Origin of the sequence: Yinghuangia aomiensis (assembly GCF_039542225.1) — a bacterium.
Taxonomy (GTDB): domain Bacteria; phylum Actinomycetota; class Actinomycetes; order Streptomycetales; family Streptomycetaceae; genus Yinghuangia; species Yinghuangia aomiensis.
The window spans coordinates 1-15,450 of record NZ_BAABHS010000032.1; the positions used below are offsets into that span (position 1 = coordinate 1).

Here is a 15,450-nt window from a genome sequence, read left to right on the forward strand (position 1 = left end):
TCCGGTCAGACACATACGAAGGAGCCGCGCCCCACCGGAGGAATAGTCCGATGTGCGCTTGCGTCCTTGCTGTGACCCCCGGCCGCTGACCAGCCGGAGGATTTTTCAAAGGAATCCCTGCGAACACACTCCGCAGACCGGACGGTCCGCTTCGTCGTGAACGCCGGGGATATTCTTTGGCGTTGACTTTTGGCACGCTGTTGAGTTCTCAAGGAACGGACGCTTCCTTTGAGACCCTTTCACCGGTCTCTCCGGGCGTTTCGCTTCTTCGTTTTGCTGTGTTTCTTTGTTTCTACGCTTCCAGCGTATCACACCGTTTCCGGCCCGATTTTCGCTTTCCGCCGGCCTTCCGAGCGGCCTTTCGGCTTTTCTTCCGGCCCTTCCAGCTTAGCAGATCCTTTCGGCCCCGCTTCGCTTTCCGCTTTCGCCTTCGGATATTCCCTTGCGGGCTTTTCCTGCGGCGCTCCAAACTTTAGCGGATCGCATTTCGTTTCGCCTAATCGGCGGTGTCGAGCTGCGTTCCGGTGCGAGTCCGGAGAGATCCACAGGCACGTGCAAACCAGCACGAAGCGCCGATAGCGCGTCGTACTTTGTTCGAGGTTCTGCGGATCACCGCTCGCGGGACCAGCCAACGTGCGCTCCGGACGAGGTCCGGACACACGCAGTCTCGGGTCTCCCTGCTGTGCGGTGGGATGACTGTACCCACGTCGTCACTCGGCCGCAAATCGAGGTTTGCCTGCCGCACCGGCCCGGTACACCGGGCTTCCCGGGCTTCCCGGACCGATCGCCGCAGGTCGGACACCTGCCGCCGGCCAGCCGGCCCGCGGACCGGATTCACCCGCGGGGAGTAGGTGCAGGGAGTAGACAGAGAGGTGACGGCGGCGCCGCAGGTCCCATCATGGTGTCGTCATACGACATCGACCGGAGGACTTGAAGAGCCGATGCCGCTGCTCACGCCAGAGACTCTGGGCGACCTGCTCGCCGAGTACGACTTCGAAAACGGCTGCATCACCCATGTGAGCATCGACGACCCGTTCACGCCGGGCGGTGCCGTCGCCCGTGTGGTGGTCGACGCGCGCGACCGCGAGCACGGCTGGCCGTGGACGCCGGTCGAGTTCCGCCTGTCCGGGCTCCGCGACTACCGGATCGAGCACGGCAAGGGGTTCTCCGGAATGCTCTATTTCGACCCGGTCGTGTCCCGCTTCGCCGACACGGCGCACGGCGAGCTGCTCTATCTCGACCTCGACCCGGTGGACGGGCCCAGTCAGTACGAGCCGGTCGACGCGGTGGACATCGTCGGCCGCTCGCAGTGCTTCTTCGCCGCCGAGCAGCTGACCTGGGAGGTCCTCCCCGTCGAGGCGAGCCCGCGGCTCGCGGGCGGCCAGCCCACCGCGGACGGCTGAACTCCTTCCCTTTACTCGTCCCGACAGCACGCCGCCGGGCCCGACCGCATCTCCGCGGTCGGGCCCGGCGGCGTTCTTGCGTCCCGCCGACCTGCGGGAGAAGTGTTTCGATCACGCTCTGATTACAAACCTAGCTAGTGCTAGGGATTCGCTCTACGGTCATCCGGACCCGAGCGTTCCGCCTCGGCAGCCGCCCCTGCCGTCGCCGTCCGAACGCTCTCCCGACGTCGGAGTTGGCCGATACCCATGCAGATGAAGAAGCGTTTCTTCGCCGTGCCCGCAGCCGCTGTCGGCGCCGGCGCGCTCGTTCTGTCCCTGACCGGTGCGGCGGGTGCGGCGCCTTGGGACCGCCAGGGCAACGACCGCCCGTCCGTCGCCGGCATGAAGATCCTGCTGAGCAACGACGACTCGATGCAGATGGCGCGCCCCGACGGCGCCGACGGCCGCGGCCTCTACGAGGTCCGCCGCGCGCTGTGCGCGGCCGGTGCGGACGTCGTCGTCATGGCGCCGTGGGCGTACATGAGCGGCGCGGGCACCAGCGCGACCGGCTCCGGCGCGCTCACCGTGTCCCAGCGCACCGCGCTGCCCGCCGGCTTCGAGAACGACTGCGCCGGCGCGCCGAGCAAGGGCGTGGTGTTCGGCGTGTGCAAGGGCTCCGCGCCGTGCGGCCCGACGACGCCGAGCGCGACCCCGGCGGACACCGTCCGCCTCGCGGTCCGCGGCGGCCTGGCCGCCAAGGTCGGCTGGAAGAACGGCCCCGACCTGGTGGTGACCGGCGCGAACTCCGGTCCGAACGTCGCCTCGGTGACCAACGACTCCGGCACCCTCGGGGCGGCGATCGCCGGCATCGACAACGGGGTCCCGGCCATCGCGCTGAGCGCCGGCATGGACATGGACACCTTCAAGGTGACCGAGCGGACCTACCGCGCGTTCGCGGACTTCATCCCCGGGTTCGTCGCCGGTCTGAAGCAGAAGGACCTGCTGACCGACAAGTTCGTGGTGAGCGTGAACTACCCGAACGCGGTCGAGGGCCGGAACCCGGGCCGCCCGGTGTGGGCGGAGATCGGCACCGAGACCGTGGTGCCGGTGGCCTACGTCCCGACCGGCGACACGTTCGCCATCGGCATGGGCGACTGCGCCGCACCGGGCACGTTCTGCCGTCCGGAGGAGAAGCGCAACGCCGACTGGACGCTGCTGAACCAGGGCCACATCACCGTGGGCGCGGTCGACTCGAACCGCACGTACGGCGGCGGCGACGACCACAAGCTGGAGAAGTTCGTCAAGAACGGCAAGTAGTCCGCACCGTGCGGGCCCGGGGCGCGGCCGTGCCCCGGGCCCGCGCTTTGCCGATACTTGGTCGCATGGCCGAAAAACCGCGACGCAGCCGGGGTGTGCCCGATCCGATCCGCGCCGAGGTGGACTCGGGGGAGGCGGCGCTGGAGCCGGACCCCGACCGGTCGCGGGCCTGGACGCTCCACACCGACGGAGCACCGCAGTCGCACGTGGATCTCGACGATCCGACATGGCTGGAATTCGAGTACATCCGGCGTCTCGGCCACATCGCCGACCTGTGCGCTCCCCCGCGGACACCGATCCAGGCGCTCCATCTCGGCGGCGGCGCGCTGACGCTTCCCCGCTACATTTCGGCCACCCGGCCGCGCTCCCGGCAGCAGGTCGTGGAGATCGACGCGCGGCTGATCGCGTTCGTGCGCGAGTACCTGCCACTGGACAAGAACGCGCACATCCGGGTGCGCAACGGGGACGCACGGGCGATCGCGGCGAAGGCGCCGGACGGGTTCTTCGACCTCGCCGTCGTGGACGCCTACAGCGGATCGCAAGTTCCGCCGCACCTGACGTCGTTGGAGTTCGTCGAAGAGGTCGTGCGGACGCTCCGGCCCGAAGGCGTGTACGCCGCGAACCTGGCCGACGGCGGGCGCCTGGACTTCGTCCGCTCCCAAGTGGCGACCATTGCCGCGCTGTTCCCGCACGTGCTGATGATCGCCGACCCGGCGGTGCTCCGCGGCCGCCGTTTCGGCAACGTCGTGGTGGCCGCGTCGCGCCGCGAACTCCCGCTCGCGGACCTGAGCCGGCGCACGGCCTCGGACCCGTTCCCGGGCCGGGTGGAGGACGGCGGCGAGCTGGCGGCGTTCACCGGCGGCGCCCAGGTGGTCCTGGACGCCACCGCCCAGGCCTCCCCGAAGCCGCCGCCGAAGGTGTTCGAACGCCGCTAGGCGAGACCGGGCCCGCGAATCTGCCGGGCCCAGGGCACGACCTAGCGCCGTTCCTCGACCTTGCCGCGCAGCATGCCGACGGCGGTCAGCAGCACGAGCGTGGCGAGCAGCAGGGTCAGCGTGACCGCGGAGCCCAGGAAGACCTTGCCGCGGTCGGTGAGCGTGAAGACGGAGACCGGGAGCGTCCGCCAGTCGGCCGGGTAGACCATGATCGTGGCGCCGACCTCGCCCATGGACAGGGCCAGGGCCAGGCTCGCCGCGGCGGAGATCGACGGCATCAGCATGGGCAGGCGCACCCGGACCAGGACGCGCCACGGCGCGGCGCCGAGGCTCGCCGCCGCGTCGGCGTAGATGCGGTCGGTGCGGTCCAGGCCCGCGGACACCGTGGAGTAGGCGAACGCGACCACGAGCACCGCGTGTGCGGCGATGACGATCCACTTGGTGCCGTTGAGCAGGACCGGGCCGTCGCTGAAGGCGACGAGCATGCCCAGGCCGACGACGACCGACGGCACCGCGACCGGCAGGTGGAACACCGCGTCGGTCAGCCGGCGCAGCGGACGCGGGGCGTTGCGGGCGGCGATCGCGGCCCACGTGCCGGCGACCACGGCGATGCTTCCGGCGAGCAGCGCGGTCTCGATGCTGACGATCACGCTGTCGAGGTTGGTGCCGCCGGTCGCGTCGCGGATGTGCTGCGTCGTCCACGAACCGGGCAGGACGGAGTTCCAGTCGCCGGCGAAGGCGGCGAGGACGAGGATGGCGAGCGGTCCGAGCACGACCGGGACGAAGACGAAGGCGAACAGGCCCCAGACGGCGAGGCGTCCGCTACGCGACCACACCAGCACGAGCTGCCCCCGTCCTCGAGAAAACGAACCGGTAGAGCCCGTACAGCGCGAGGGACAGCGCGACTTCGACGACCGCGACGACGCACGCGCCGGGGTAGTCGAAGGTCACCGCGCCCTTGGCGTGGACGAGCATGGGAAGTGTCGTGACGTCTTTGGCGCCGATGAAGAGCACGATGCCGAACTCGTTGAGGGTGAGCAGCAGCGTGAGACTGCCGCCGGCGGCGAGCGCGGGCAGGGCTTCCGGCAGCAGGATCTGCCGGATGACGCGCCACGGGGACGCGCCCAGACTCGCCGCGACTTCCAGGCGTTCGCGGGGTACGAGCGCGAAGGCGGCGATGAGCGGGCGCATCACGAACGGCGTGTAGAAGGTGATCTCCGCGAAGATCACGCACCACGGGGAGTAGAGGAAGCCGACCAGTGGTTGTCCGGCGCCCAGGTCGTCGGCGACCGCGTTGACGACGCCGACGGTGCCGTAGAGGAACGTGAAGGCGAGCGCGATCAGGAACGACGGGAACGCGAGGATCGTGTCGACGAGCCGGGCGACCAGCCGGGCGCCGGGGAACGGCACGAAGCTCAGCACCACGGCGAGGAAGAAGCCGAGGACCAGGCAGCCGAGCGTGGACAGCACCGCGATTTTCACGGTGTGCCAGAGCGCGTCGGTGAATTCCGGCGAGTCGAGGGTGTCGCGCCAGACCTGGAGGCCGACGTGGCCGTCCTTGCCGACGAACGACTGCTTGACGGTGAGCGCGAGCGGATAGAGGAAGAACCCGCCGACGAGCAGGAGCGGCGGGAGCAGCCACAGGGCGCCCGTGCGGCGCGGCCGGGCAAGGGCCTCGGGCGGTGCTTCGGCGGCCGGTGCCGTCGGGGCCGCGGCGAGGGTCGCCGTCACGTGCCCGCCTCCGTGGGGACGAGGACGCAGGGGGCGTCGGGCAGCGCGATGCCGATCGCCGCACCGAGGCTCGGAACGCCGTCCAAGGACGACACGTCGCAGCGGACTTCGGTGCCGACCGGGTCGTCGAGCAGGCAGGTAAGCCGGTAGGTGGCGCCGCGCCACTGCGTGCCGGTCAGCCGGGCACGCAGCACGCCGGGGGCGTCCGGTGCGGCGACGGTGAGCGTGTGCGGCCGGGCGACCAGCAGGGCGTCGTCGTCCGCCCGGAACGCGCGGGACGGGTCGACGGCGACGGTCAGGTTCCCGACCCGGGCTTGGGTACCCGCCGCGTCGGCCGCGCAGTCGCTGACCACCCGCGCCGGGAGCAGGTTGGCGGCGCCGAGGAAGGCCGCGGTGAACGGGCTCGGCGGGCGGCGGTAGAGGCGGCCGGTGACGTCGAGGTCGACGAGCCGCGCGTCGCGCATGACCGCGATGCGGTCGGCGAGGGCGAGGGCTTCGGTCTGGTCGTGGGTGACGTACATGATCGCCACGTCCGGCAGGTCGGCGCGCAGTTGCTGGAGTTCGCCGAGCAAATCGGCGCGAAGCGCGGCGTCGAGGGCGGACAGCGGTTCGTCGAGCAGCAGGACGGGCGGCCGGATGGCGAGCGCGCGGGCGATGGCGACGCGTTGCTGCTGTCCGCCGGAGAGTTCGCGCGGGTAACGGCGGCCGTAGGCGGCCATGCCGACCATGTCGAGGGCTTCGGCGACCTGGCGGGCGACCTCGGCACGCGGTACGCGGCGGGCGCGGAGGCCGAAGGCGACGTTGTCGGCGACGCGCATGTGCGGGAAGAGCGCGTAGTTCTGCACGACGACGCCGATGCCGCGTTTGTTGGGCGGTTCGTGGGTGACGTCGCGTCCGGCGAGGGTGACGCGCCCCGCGGTGGGCCGCAGGAATCCGGCCACCGCCTTGAGGGCGGTGGATTTGCCGGAGCCGGACGGGCCGAGGAGGGCGACGGTCTCGCCGCGGGCGACGTGCAGGTCGAGGGAGTCGAGGGCGGTCACGGCGCCGTAGCGGACCGTGAGGCCGGTGATGCCGATGGCGGCGGGTTCGGCCGGCCCCGCGGAGTCGGCGGCGTCGGCGGCGTCGGCGGAGCCGGCCGGGTCGGCGGACCGCGGCGCGGGCATGTCGTCGGTCGGCCGCTCGATCAACGATCCGGGCTTCTTGTCGGGTGCGGCCGGCACGGCGGGCACTGCGGGCATCGGGGCGGTCACCTCCGTCCTGGCGAAAGGCTTTGGGGGGCAGGGAGGTTGGGGGCGGGTGCGGGGTCGGAGCCGCCCCCGGGGCGGGCGCGGCTCCGTCCGGACCGGAGTGCCGGTGCGGAGCCGCGCCCGGTTCGTCAGTGGCCGACGGCCTTGTTGTACGCGGCGATGTCCGCGTCGAAGTCCTTGACGACCTGGTTCCAGTCCGGCGTGTAGACCTCGACGCCCTGCATGAGGGCGTTGACCTCGGCGGTGTTGGAGTCCGCGGGCTTGACGTCCTCGCGCGACGGCAGGCCGCGGACGTCGGTGCTGAGCGCGGCCTGCGCGTCGGTGGCGAGCAGGAAGTCGAGGAGCTTGCGGGCGGCGTCGGCGTGCGGCGCGCCCTTGGCGACGCCCGCGTAGTACGGCAGCGCGACGGTCGACTTCTTGCCGGTGTCGTCCGCGGGGAACCACAGCTTGAAGTTCGAGTTGTCGTTGTGCACGGACGCCAGGTTCATCTGCACGTCGCCGTTGGCCACGCTCAGTTCGCCCTTGCTCGTCTTCGGCTGGAGCTTGCCGGTGGAGGACGACGGGCCGACGTTGTTCTTCTCGAGCTGCTTGAGGTACTCGAGCGCGCCGTCCTTGCCGTAGACGTGCTGGAGTTCGAGGAGCACCGCGGTGCCGTCGCCGGCCTGGCCCGGCGTCGAGTACTGGAGGCGCTTGGAGAAGCGCGGGTCGAGGAGGTCCTTGAAGCTCGCGGGCGCGGGCTTGGCCTGGTCCGGGTTGTAGATCCAGGACAGGTAGTTGTTGCTGATCGCGGTGTACATGTCGGCGGTGTCGCGGCCCGCGGCGGGGACCTTGTCGGCGCACGCCGGGGTGTAGGTCTGCAGCAGGTCGGCGGCGGCCGCGCGCTGGATGAACGGCGGGAGGGTGACGGCCAAGTCGGCCTGGACGTTGGCCTTCTCCTTCTCCATGCGGGTGACGACCTCGCCGGAGCCGGACTCCACCATCTGCACCTTGATGCCGGTCTGCTTCTCGAACTCGGCGAAGCGCTTGGTGTACCAGTCGCCGAGTCCGTCGACCGAGTAGACGGTCACGGTCTTCGCGTCCGTGGTGCCGGTGAAGCCCTTCTCGGTGCAGCCGGCGGCGGCCGCGGCGGGGCTCTGCGGGCTGGTGCCGCCGGCGTTGGAGGAGCTGTCGGAGGTGCCGCCGCAGGCCGTGGCGGTGAGCGCCACCGCACCGGCCACGGCGACCGAGCCGAGGATCCGTCGCATCGGAGTGCCTTTCGGGGTTTCGGGGAGTCGTGCGTTGTCAGCCGGCCGAGCCGGCGGAGCCGGTGCGGACGAGTGCGGGCAGGTCCCGCACCGAGTCGAGGACGTGGGTGGCACCGGCCGCGGCGAGCGCCGTGCGGTCGTGGGCGCCGGTGAGCACGCCGGCCGCGATACGCGCCCCGGACCGCAGGCCGCACAGCACGTCGAAGGCGGTGTCGCCGGCGGTGGCGACCTCGCGGACGTCGTCGACGCCGAGGCGCAGGACGGCGGTCAGCACGAGGTCGGGGTAGGGGCGGCCGCGGCCGTGCTCGGTGTCGGCCGGGCACAGCACCAGGTTCGCGATGTCCTGCCAGCCGAGCGCGTCGAGGATCGCGGCCTGGGTGTCCCGGCCGAAGCCGGTGGTGAGGGCGACCTTGACGCCCGCGCCGCGGAGTTCGGCGATGGCGTCGGCGGCGCCGGGGACCGGCGCGCACGCGCCGGCCGCGACGAGCTCGCCGTATGCGGCCTCGAAGGCGGTGTTCGCGGCGCGGGCGCGTTCCTCGTCGTGGCCGAGCAGCGCGCGGAACACGCTGATCTTGCTCTCGCCCATGGTGTCGTGGACGTAGCGGAGCATGCGGTCGTAGTCCGGGGTGTCCCGGTCGACGCCGGCCGCGGCGATCGCGCGGGTGAACGCCTCGACGACGAGGCCGTCGTCGGCGACCGTCGTGCCGGCCATGTCGAGGACGACGAGCTGGGTCATGGTGGTGGGCCTTCCGGCGTGGAGCGGCGGGAGCGGGGCTGGGCGGGTCGGTCAGAGTCCGGCGCGGTTCGCGGTCTCCTCGGCGATGGCCGGCGAGCACGTCATGCCGCGGCCGCCGGGGCCGGTGACCAGCCAGGTCCCGGGGGCGACTTCGCGGCGGTGCACGATCGGGTCGCCGGCCGGGGTGGTCTGCGCGTAGACGCCCGCCCAGCGGCGGCGGACGGTGGGGAGCGGGCGGCCGAGCAGGGCTTCGGCGACCTCGACGAGGTGGTCGTAGGGGTCGTTCACCACGTCGAAGGCGAAGGGTTCGGAGTATTCGTGGGTGTCGCCGATGGTCAGCGACCCGTCGAGCCGCTGCACCATGAGGAGCTGCATCTTGTGCGCGGCGGGCACGGGGCCTTGCGGGTGGGCGGCGGCGAGCGTGTCGAGGGCGGGGCTCGTGTAGGCCGGGTAGTAGCGGAGGCTGTCGCCGTCCGCGACCGCGGTGGTGAGCGGCTCGTCGAGCGGGTCGGTCTGCATCATCTGCAGCCGCACGCGGCGGACGGGGATCTCCGGTTCGAGTTCGCGCACCAGCCCGGCCAGGTTCGCGCCGGGGCACAGGAACACCGCGTCGCCGCGGTGCTCGGTGCCGTGGTCGTCGCGGACTCCGGTGCCGTCGGCGGTCAAGCCGCGGACTTCGCGGCCGGGCAGCCAGGTGTAGCGGCCGGTCGCGGCGAGGCGGGCGCGCAGCGCGGGCAGGGCGACGCGGGATTCGACGGCGCCGTCGTTCGCGCACCACAGCGCGGCTTCGAAGGTGCCGCGCAGCGCCGGGTTGAGCGTGCGGGCCTCGGTGGTACTGAGCACCTTGAAGCCGCGTTCCCCCGCGTCGGGCAGCGTCAGCGCCGCTTCCGCGACGGCGACTTCCTCGGTGTTGCGGCACACGGTGAGCGAGCCGGCCGGGCGGAAGCCGACGCCGGGCACGTCCGCGCCGATGCGCTCCCACAGTTCGCGGGCGCGCACGGCGGTGCGCAGTTCGGCGCCGACGGCGCGGCCGCCGACCCAGACCAGGCCGAAGTTGCGGACCGAGGCGCCGCGGGCCTCGGCCTCGCGCTCGAGGTGCACGACTTCGTGGCCGCGGGCGACCGCTTCCCACGCGTGCATCGTGCCGAGCACGCCTCCCCCGACCACGACGATCCGCACCTTGCGCCTCCCGGCAGTTCACGGGGACACCCGCACGGCTGCGGCGTCCCGGCTGGACGGTGACCAGCGTGGGCGCGGCCGGTGCCGGACAGGCGGAGGCGGTGTGGCGCTCGAGTGAACAGCCCGTTAAGGTCCGGACCTGTTACTTTCTCGTTATCAACGCGGGGCGGAGGCGTGACCCGTGCGGGGCTCCGCCGGGGCTGCCGGGCTCATGCGGCCCGGCTCATTGCGCGCGCAGCCGGGTGGCGAATCCGATGCGGTCGCCGCGGAAGAGCTGGCGGACCCGCTCGATCGGTACCCCGTCGGGGTCGTACGAGGTGCGCATGGTCAGCAGCATCGGCATCGCCGGATTGGTGCCGAGCAGCAGCGCCTCGCGGGGCGCGGCCAGCACGGTCTCGACGGTCTCGTCGGCTTCGGCGAACACCACGCCGAGGTCGTCCTGAAGGCAGCGGTACAACGATTCTTCGGGACGCAGCACCTCGAGCAGCCGCGGGAACCGGTCGAGCGGCAGATAGGTGCTCTCCAGCCCTATCGGTTCGCCGTCGGCGAGCAGCACGCGCTCCAGGTGCACCGTCAGATCACCCGTGCGGAGGGCGAGCCGGCGCGCCAGGTCGGGCTGGGCGACGTGGTGTTCGAGGGTCACCGTGCGGCGGCCGGGTGTCATGCCCATCGAGCGCACCGATTCGGTGTAGCTGGCGAGGGTGAGCGGCTGGACGAGCTTGGGCGGGGCGACGTAGGTGCCGCGGCCGCGGGCGGAACGCAGCCGCCCTTCCATGATCAGCTCGTTGATCGCGGCGCGGACGGTGCTGCGGGCGACTTCGTACTCCGCGGCGAGTTCGCGTTCGGGCGGGAGCAGGGCGTCTTCGCCGAGTTCGTCCATGAGGCGGAGCAGGCGCATTTTGACGGCGTAGGACTTGGGGACGCGGCCGTGTTCGGGGACACCGTCGCGGAACGGCCGTGCGATGGCGTCGGGCCGGGCCGGGCGCACGGGGGAATCGGCCGCGTCGGCGGGCAGGTCGGCGGGCATGGGGTCGAGCCTAGGGGTCGCCGGGCCCGCGATTCCGGATCGCCGCGCGATCGGCGGCGTGGCCGCGCTCGCTCCCGTGCCCGTGCACGTGCCCGCGAGCACGCTCAGGCGATCCGGTCGGGCTCGGGTGTCTCGGGTGTCTCGGGTGTCTCGCCCGGGGCGGGATAGGTGCGCCCCTTCCACGCGGCTCCGCGGCCGCGGGCGTGCTGGATCGCCGAGTCGACGGTCATGCCGAGGTAGAGCGTCGCGGCGAAGGGCAGCAGCAGGGCCTCGTGGAACGGGCGTCCGTAGTAGACGACCATCGGGATGTACGTCGCGGTCATCAGCGCCCACGACAGCCCGCCGAGCACCATCAGCACGACGTTGCCGGTGATGGCCCCGACCAGCAGCGCGACCGGCGCGGCCAGGTAGATCAGCGCGAGCCCGACGACGGTGCCGGCCAGCAGCAGCCACGAGTGCCGCAGTTGCGCGAACGCGCTGCGCGAGACCATGCGCCACAGGTCCGCCAGGCGCGGGTACGGGCGGATGCTCGTGACGTTCACCGGGGCGCCGTCCCGTCCCGGCGGATCCGCCAGGACCAGGCGTACCCGGCCGCCGCTGTGCTTGACCGCGGTGCCGAGGCTGACGTCGTCGATCACCGCGGCGCGGATCTCCTCGATGCCGCCCGCGCGGGCCAGCGCGTCGCGGCGCACGAGCACGCAGCCGCCGGCCGCGGCCGCGGTGCGGCGGCGGGGGTCGTTGACCCGGCGGAACGGGAACAGCTTGGCGAAGAAGTACACGAACGCGGGCACGACGACCCGCTCCCACCGGGTGTCGACGCGCAGCCGCGCCATCACCGACACCAGCGCGAACGGGCCCGGGTAGGTGCGCGCCATGAGCCGCGCCGCGGGTCCGGTGCCGATGACGTCGTAGTCGACGCGGGCGTCGGCTTCGGTGACCAGGCGGGTCAGGGAGTCCGGGGCGTGCGCGATGTCGGCGTCGGTGAAGAGGAAGTACTCGGGGCCGTCGTGCCCGGCGTCCGCCTCGGCGGTCTCGACGCCGTGCCGCAGCGCCCACAGCTTGCCGGTCCAGCCGGGCGGCGGCGGGCCGGGAGTGGTGACGGTGAGCGGCAGCCGCGCGTCGGGGGCCGCGCCCAGCGAGCGGGCGAGGTCGCCGGTGCCGTCGGTGCTGCCGTCGTCGACCAGGATCACCCGGGCCGGGCCGGGGTAGTCCTGCGCGAGCAGTGTCGGCAGGGACCCGGCGAGGATGTCCGCCTCGTCGCGGGCGGGCACGACGATCACCACCGGCGGCGGATCTTCGGGGCGCAGCAGCCCACGCCCGCCGAGCCGTTCCCCGGTGCTCCAGAAACCGCCGTGGAACCGGGCGAGGTATACCCAGGCCGCGAGCGACAGACCGGCGGCCACCGCGAGGATCATCACGAGCACATCCACCCGGACAGCCTGTCAGCCCGAGCGCGCGGGCGCGAGGATCCGGCGCCTCGTCCGACCCCCGCCGCGGGGCCTGGCGCGCGCTTCCCCCGCCCGGCCGCTCCGGTGACGCCGTCCGGCGGCCGACACCTAGGGGGTGGCCGATGCCGCGGGTGTGCACTCCGCCGCCCGGGACGCCGCCGTTCGAGGTTCCGGTCACCCGGTTGCCGGGCGCAGTGTGCCGCCGCCCGGGGGAAACGGCGCGGGGGGTTGAGCCGGACGGCTCACACCCCGTTCACGAGTGCGGGTGAATCAGATGGTAATCACTCAAATGCGCTCAAGCTGGTGGGGTTTGCCGCCGAAGACATCCGGGCGGGGGTACTGGAGCGGCCGCGCGTGGCCGATGGCCACCGGGCCAGAAGGGCGGTGCCTGTCATGGGTGACACCACGTCCAAGTCCTGGGGACAGGGCTATCCGGTCGGAACACGCGTCCGGGTACAGGTAGGCCTGAGCGCGGGGCAGCTCGGCGAGGTGGCGAACGTCTACGGTGACGCCCACCGCCCGCCGGTGGCCCCGTTCCGCTGGTACGGCGTACGCCTCGCCAACGGCCTGCGCCCGCTGTACCGGCACGACGAACTCAAGCCGGTGCACTGAACCCAGGCAACGGACCCGGGCCGACCCCGCGGGTTTCCCTCAGGGTCCGGGCGCGCGGAGCATCGCCGCGACGACCCGGACCAGGTCGGCCCGGAACGCCTCACCGGGCACCGGGCGCGCACGTCCGCTCTGGACGTGCCGCGCCCGGTCCGCGAAGGCCGCCCCCACCAGCATGACCATCAGCTCGACGCGCTCGTTGGCGAGCGCGTCGGGCAGCCCGTCGGCCACCAGCAGCACGGCGACCTGGGTGAACAGCCCCCACAGCGCGCCGCCGGCCAGCGCCTCGTGCGCCTGCCCGTCGCGGAAACCGGTGCCGTGCGCCACCTGGCCGACGATCCGCAGGCAGTCCCGGCCGCTGTCGTGCGCCAGCTCGGACGCCTCGGCCTCCACGTAGGCGCGGACCAGTGATGTGAGGTCGCTCGCGTCGGCATCCGCCAGCCGGGCCGCGAGAGCCGCTTCCACCCGCTCCTGGTGGGCGTCCATGATCGCCCGCCGCAGACCCGCGCGGGACCCGAAGTGGTAATGCAGCGCCGACGAGTTGGCCTGTCCGGCGCGCTCGGTGATGTCCCGGGTGCGGGCCCCGTCGACACCCTGCTCGGCGAACAGCCGCTCGGCCGCGCGCATCAGGCACGCGCGGGTCTCCGCCGCGGAAGGTCTTGTCGTCGTCGCCATGCTCGGATATTAATCGGTTCCATTACCTAATGGAGTCGATTAACAAGCTCCGGTGCCCGCGCCCGGCGCCCTCCGCCCGGTGCGGGCGGGGCAACCCCGGAGCGGGCCTGAGGAAGGACCCGGCATGGTCAAGCTCGGCATGATGGCACCGTTCGCGGACGGGTTGGTGACCTCCGGCGGATTCCTCCGCGACCTCGCCGGGACGCTCGAGGAATGCGGCGTCGAGTCGGTGTGGACGGTCGAGCACGTGGTGATCGCCGAGGAGTACGAGCCGCTCTACCCGTACTCCGCCTCCGGCCGCACCCCCAGCGGCGGCACCCACGTGCCCATGCCGGACCCGCTGGAGACCATCGCCTTCCTCGCGGGCGCGTCCCGCACGCTGCGCTTCGGCACCGCGATGGTCGTCGCGCCGCTGCACAGCCCGGTCGTGCTGGCCAAGCGCGCGGCGACCATCGACCGGCACTCGGACGGCCGGCTGATGCTCGGCCTCGGCATCGGCTGGCAGAAGGAGGAGTACGCGGCCGTCGGCGCCTCCTACTCCGACCGCGGCCGCCGCCTGGAGGAGTGCGTCGGCGCCATGCGCGCCCTGTGGGCGGACGCACCCGCGTCGTACTCCGGCAAGCACGTCTCCTTCGAGCGCCTCAACTCGCTGCCGCGCCCGGAATCCGGCGCCGTCCCGGTGGTGCTCGGCGGCAACAGCGACCCGGCGGTGCGGCGCGCCGGGCGGATCGGCGACGGCTGGTTCCCGTACACGATCACCGCCGAGGACTTCGCGACCCAGGCGGACCTGCTGCGCGCCTCGGCGGCGGACGCCGGGCGGGACGCGGCGGACGTCGAGATCACCGCGTGGCCGGGCAGCTGCGACCGGGAGCGGGAGCACGACCCGGCGTGGGTACGGCAGTTCGTCGAGCACGGCGCGTCCCGCCTGGTCATCGCCCCCCGCATCGCGGGCGACGACGGCCTGCTGGGCCCGCGCGGCCTCGACGCGCTGCGCGACCAGATCGCCCGGTACCGCGACGAGGTCCTGGAGAAGCTGTGAGCGACGTGCGGATCCTCGACACCGTCGTGCTCCGCGGAGCCGATGCCGACGCGTGGACGGCGGCCTGGCGGCAGGACTATCTTCCCGGAGCGGTGCGGCGCGGCCTGACCCTGGTGGAAAGCTGGCGCGAGCATGTGGACACCGATGCGATCGCCGTCCACACCCTGTGGAAACTTCCCGGCGCGAAAGCCTTCTTCGGCATGCGCGCGGCAGCCGGCGCGGACCCCGCGGTAGCCGCGTTCTGGGCGGACACCGACGCGCTCGCGGTGCGCCGCACCCGGCACGTCGGTCTCGTCGACACACCGGAGGTGACCGCATGACCCGCTGGGTGGCTTTGGCCGCGGCCGACGTCCCGATCCCCGCGGGCACGGTGGGCGGCCCCGACCTGCCGGGCAGCGTCGGCGGCCTGGGCGCGACGTGGGACTCCGTCGGCGAGCGGGCCCCGGAAGGCGCGGCGGAAGCCGTCGCCCTGCAGCCGGTCGGCGCACGGCAGGTGCCCCTGGACGGACGGCGGCTCAAGCGCACCCTGCTGCTGTCGGTACACCCCGGGACCCCGGACGAGACCGTCCGCCGGTTCGAGGCCGACGTGATGGCGATGCCCGACCACATCACCACGATCCGCAGCTGGGCCCTGAGCCGTGTCGCCACGCCGGGCTCGGTGTGGACGCACGTGTGGGAGCAGGAGTTCGCGGACGTCGCGGGGCTGACGGGCGAGTACCTGATGCATCCATACCACTGGACATACGTGGACCGCTGGTTCGACGGCGAGATGCCGGGGTCGATCGTGGCACCGAAGCTGGCGCACGTGTTCCGGTGGGCGGACGGCCCGGTGCTCTGACGTACGGCGCGGATCCGGCGGGCACGCCGCCGGATCCGCGGAC

The 15,450-nt window shown here is 72.5% G+C and carries 16 protein-coding genes; 7 read left to right on the forward strand and 9 right to left on the reverse strand.

The window, feature by feature from the left end; translation table 11 throughout:
* The first annotated feature begins 941 nt into the window (after positions 1–941).
* From ABEA93_RS32575 to ABEA93_RS32585, 3 genes are all read left to right on the forward strand, one after another.
* A complete protein-coding gene (locus tag ABEA93_RS32575; RefSeq protein ID WP_345679485.1) occupies positions 942–1,403 on the forward strand; it encodes a hypothetical protein in 462 nt (153 codons plus the stop codon).
* A 252-nt stretch (positions 1,404–1,655) separates the two neighbouring features.
* Positions 1,656–2,699 carry a 5'/3'-nucleotidase SurE gene (locus ABEA93_RS32580; protein WP_345679486.1) on the forward strand — a complete coding sequence of 348 codons (1,044 nt, stop codon included), beginning with the start codon at positions 1,656–1,658 and terminating at the stop codon, positions 2,697–2,699.
* Positions 2,700–2,764: 65 nt separating this feature from the next.
* Positions 2,765–3,634 (forward strand): spermidine synthase, encoded by an 870-nt coding sequence (locus ABEA93_RS32585; RefSeq protein WP_345679487.1) that lies wholly within the window; start codon positions 2,765–2,767, stop codon positions 3,632–3,634.
* Positions 3,635–3,675: 41 nt separating this feature from the next.
* Here ABEA93_RS32585 and ABEA93_RS32590 read toward each other — a convergent pair whose 3' ends face one another.
* The 8 genes from ABEA93_RS32590 to ABEA93_RS32625 form a co-directional block, all read right to left on the reverse strand.
* On the reverse strand, positions 3,676–4,476 hold the full coding sequence (locus ABEA93_RS32590; protein ID WP_345679488.1) for an ABC transporter permease: 801 nt from the start codon (positions 4,474–4,476) through the stop codon (positions 3,676–3,678).
* The gene (locus ABEA93_RS32595; RefSeq protein ID WP_345679489.1) at positions 4,457–5,365 is read right to left on the reverse strand and encodes a 2-aminoethylphosphonate ABC transporter permease subunit; all 909 of its coding nucleotides are present in this window, start codon (positions 5,363–5,365) and stop codon (positions 4,457–4,459) included. The genes ABEA93_RS32590 and ABEA93_RS32595 overlap by 20 nt, the downstream gene beginning before the upstream one ends.
* Positions 5,362–6,603, reverse strand: a complete 1,242-nt coding sequence (locus tag ABEA93_RS32600) for an ABC transporter ATP-binding protein (RefSeq protein WP_345679490.1) — start codon at positions 6,601–6,603, stop codon at positions 5,362–5,364. Before ABEA93_RS32600 ends, ABEA93_RS32595 begins: the two co-directional genes overlap by 4 nt.
* Positions 6,604–6,740: 137 nt before the next feature.
* Positions 6,741–7,856 carry a 2-aminoethylphosphonate ABC transporter substrate-binding protein gene (locus ABEA93_RS32605; protein WP_345679491.1) on the reverse strand — a complete coding sequence of 372 codons (1,116 nt, stop codon included), beginning with the start codon at positions 7,854–7,856 and terminating at the stop codon, positions 6,741–6,743.
* Positions 7,857–7,893: 37 nt separating this feature from the next.
* Complete coding sequence (locus ABEA93_RS32610; RefSeq protein ID WP_345679492.1) at positions 7,894–8,592, reverse strand: phosphonatase-like hydrolase; 699 nt, start codon at positions 8,590–8,592, stop codon at positions 7,894–7,896.
* 51 nt (positions 8,593–8,643) lie between these two features.
* Complete coding sequence (locus tag ABEA93_RS32615) at positions 8,644–9,771, reverse strand: TIGR03364 family FAD-dependent oxidoreductase (RefSeq protein ID WP_345679493.1); 1,128 nt, start codon at positions 9,769–9,771, stop codon at positions 8,644–8,646.
* A gap of 223 nt (positions 9,772–9,994) precedes the next feature.
* Positions 9,995–10,798 carry a GntR family transcriptional regulator gene (locus tag ABEA93_RS32620; protein ID WP_425585188.1) on the reverse strand — a complete coding sequence of 268 codons (804 nt, stop codon included), beginning with the start codon at positions 10,796–10,798 and terminating at the stop codon, positions 9,995–9,997.
* A gap of 104 nt (positions 10,799–10,902) precedes the next feature.
* Positions 10,903–12,213: a glycosyltransferase gene (locus ABEA93_RS32625; RefSeq protein ID WP_345679562.1), complete on the reverse strand. Its 1,311-nt coding sequence runs from the start codon at positions 12,211–12,213 to the stop codon at positions 10,903–10,905.
* 426 nt (positions 12,214–12,639) lie between these two features.
* Here ABEA93_RS32625 and ABEA93_RS32630 point away from each other — a divergent pair, with 426 nt between their 5' ends.
* Positions 12,640–12,858 (forward strand): hypothetical protein, encoded by a 219-nt coding sequence (locus ABEA93_RS32630; RefSeq protein WP_345679494.1) that lies wholly within the window; start codon positions 12,640–12,642, stop codon positions 12,856–12,858.
* A gap of 39 nt (positions 12,859–12,897) precedes the next feature.
* On the opposite strand, the gene ABEA93_RS32635 is transcribed toward ABEA93_RS32630, so the two are convergent.
* A complete protein-coding gene (locus tag ABEA93_RS32635; RefSeq protein WP_345679495.1) occupies positions 12,898–13,530 on the reverse strand; it encodes a TetR/AcrR family transcriptional regulator in 633 nt (210 codons plus the stop codon).
* A gap of 124 nt (positions 13,531–13,654) precedes the next feature.
* Between ABEA93_RS32635 and ABEA93_RS32640 the strand changes: the two genes are divergently transcribed.
* From ABEA93_RS32640 to ABEA93_RS32650, 3 genes are read left to right on the forward strand one after another with little or no spacing between them, the layout of a single operon-like run.
* Positions 13,655–14,569: an LLM class F420-dependent oxidoreductase gene (locus tag ABEA93_RS32640; protein ID WP_345679496.1), complete on the forward strand. Its 915-nt coding sequence runs from the start codon at positions 13,655–13,657 to the stop codon at positions 14,567–14,569.
* Positions 14,566–14,889: a hypothetical protein gene (locus ABEA93_RS32645; protein ID WP_345679497.1), complete on the forward strand. Its 324-nt coding sequence runs from the start codon at positions 14,566–14,568 to the stop codon at positions 14,887–14,889. Before ABEA93_RS32640 ends, ABEA93_RS32645 begins: the two co-directional genes overlap by 4 nt.
* Complete coding sequence (locus tag ABEA93_RS32650; protein ID WP_345679498.1) at positions 14,886–15,407, forward strand: Dabb family protein; 522 nt, start codon at positions 14,886–14,888, stop codon at positions 15,405–15,407. The genes ABEA93_RS32645 and ABEA93_RS32650 overlap by 4 nt, the downstream gene beginning before the upstream one ends.
* Positions 15,408–15,450: the final 43 nt, after the last annotated feature.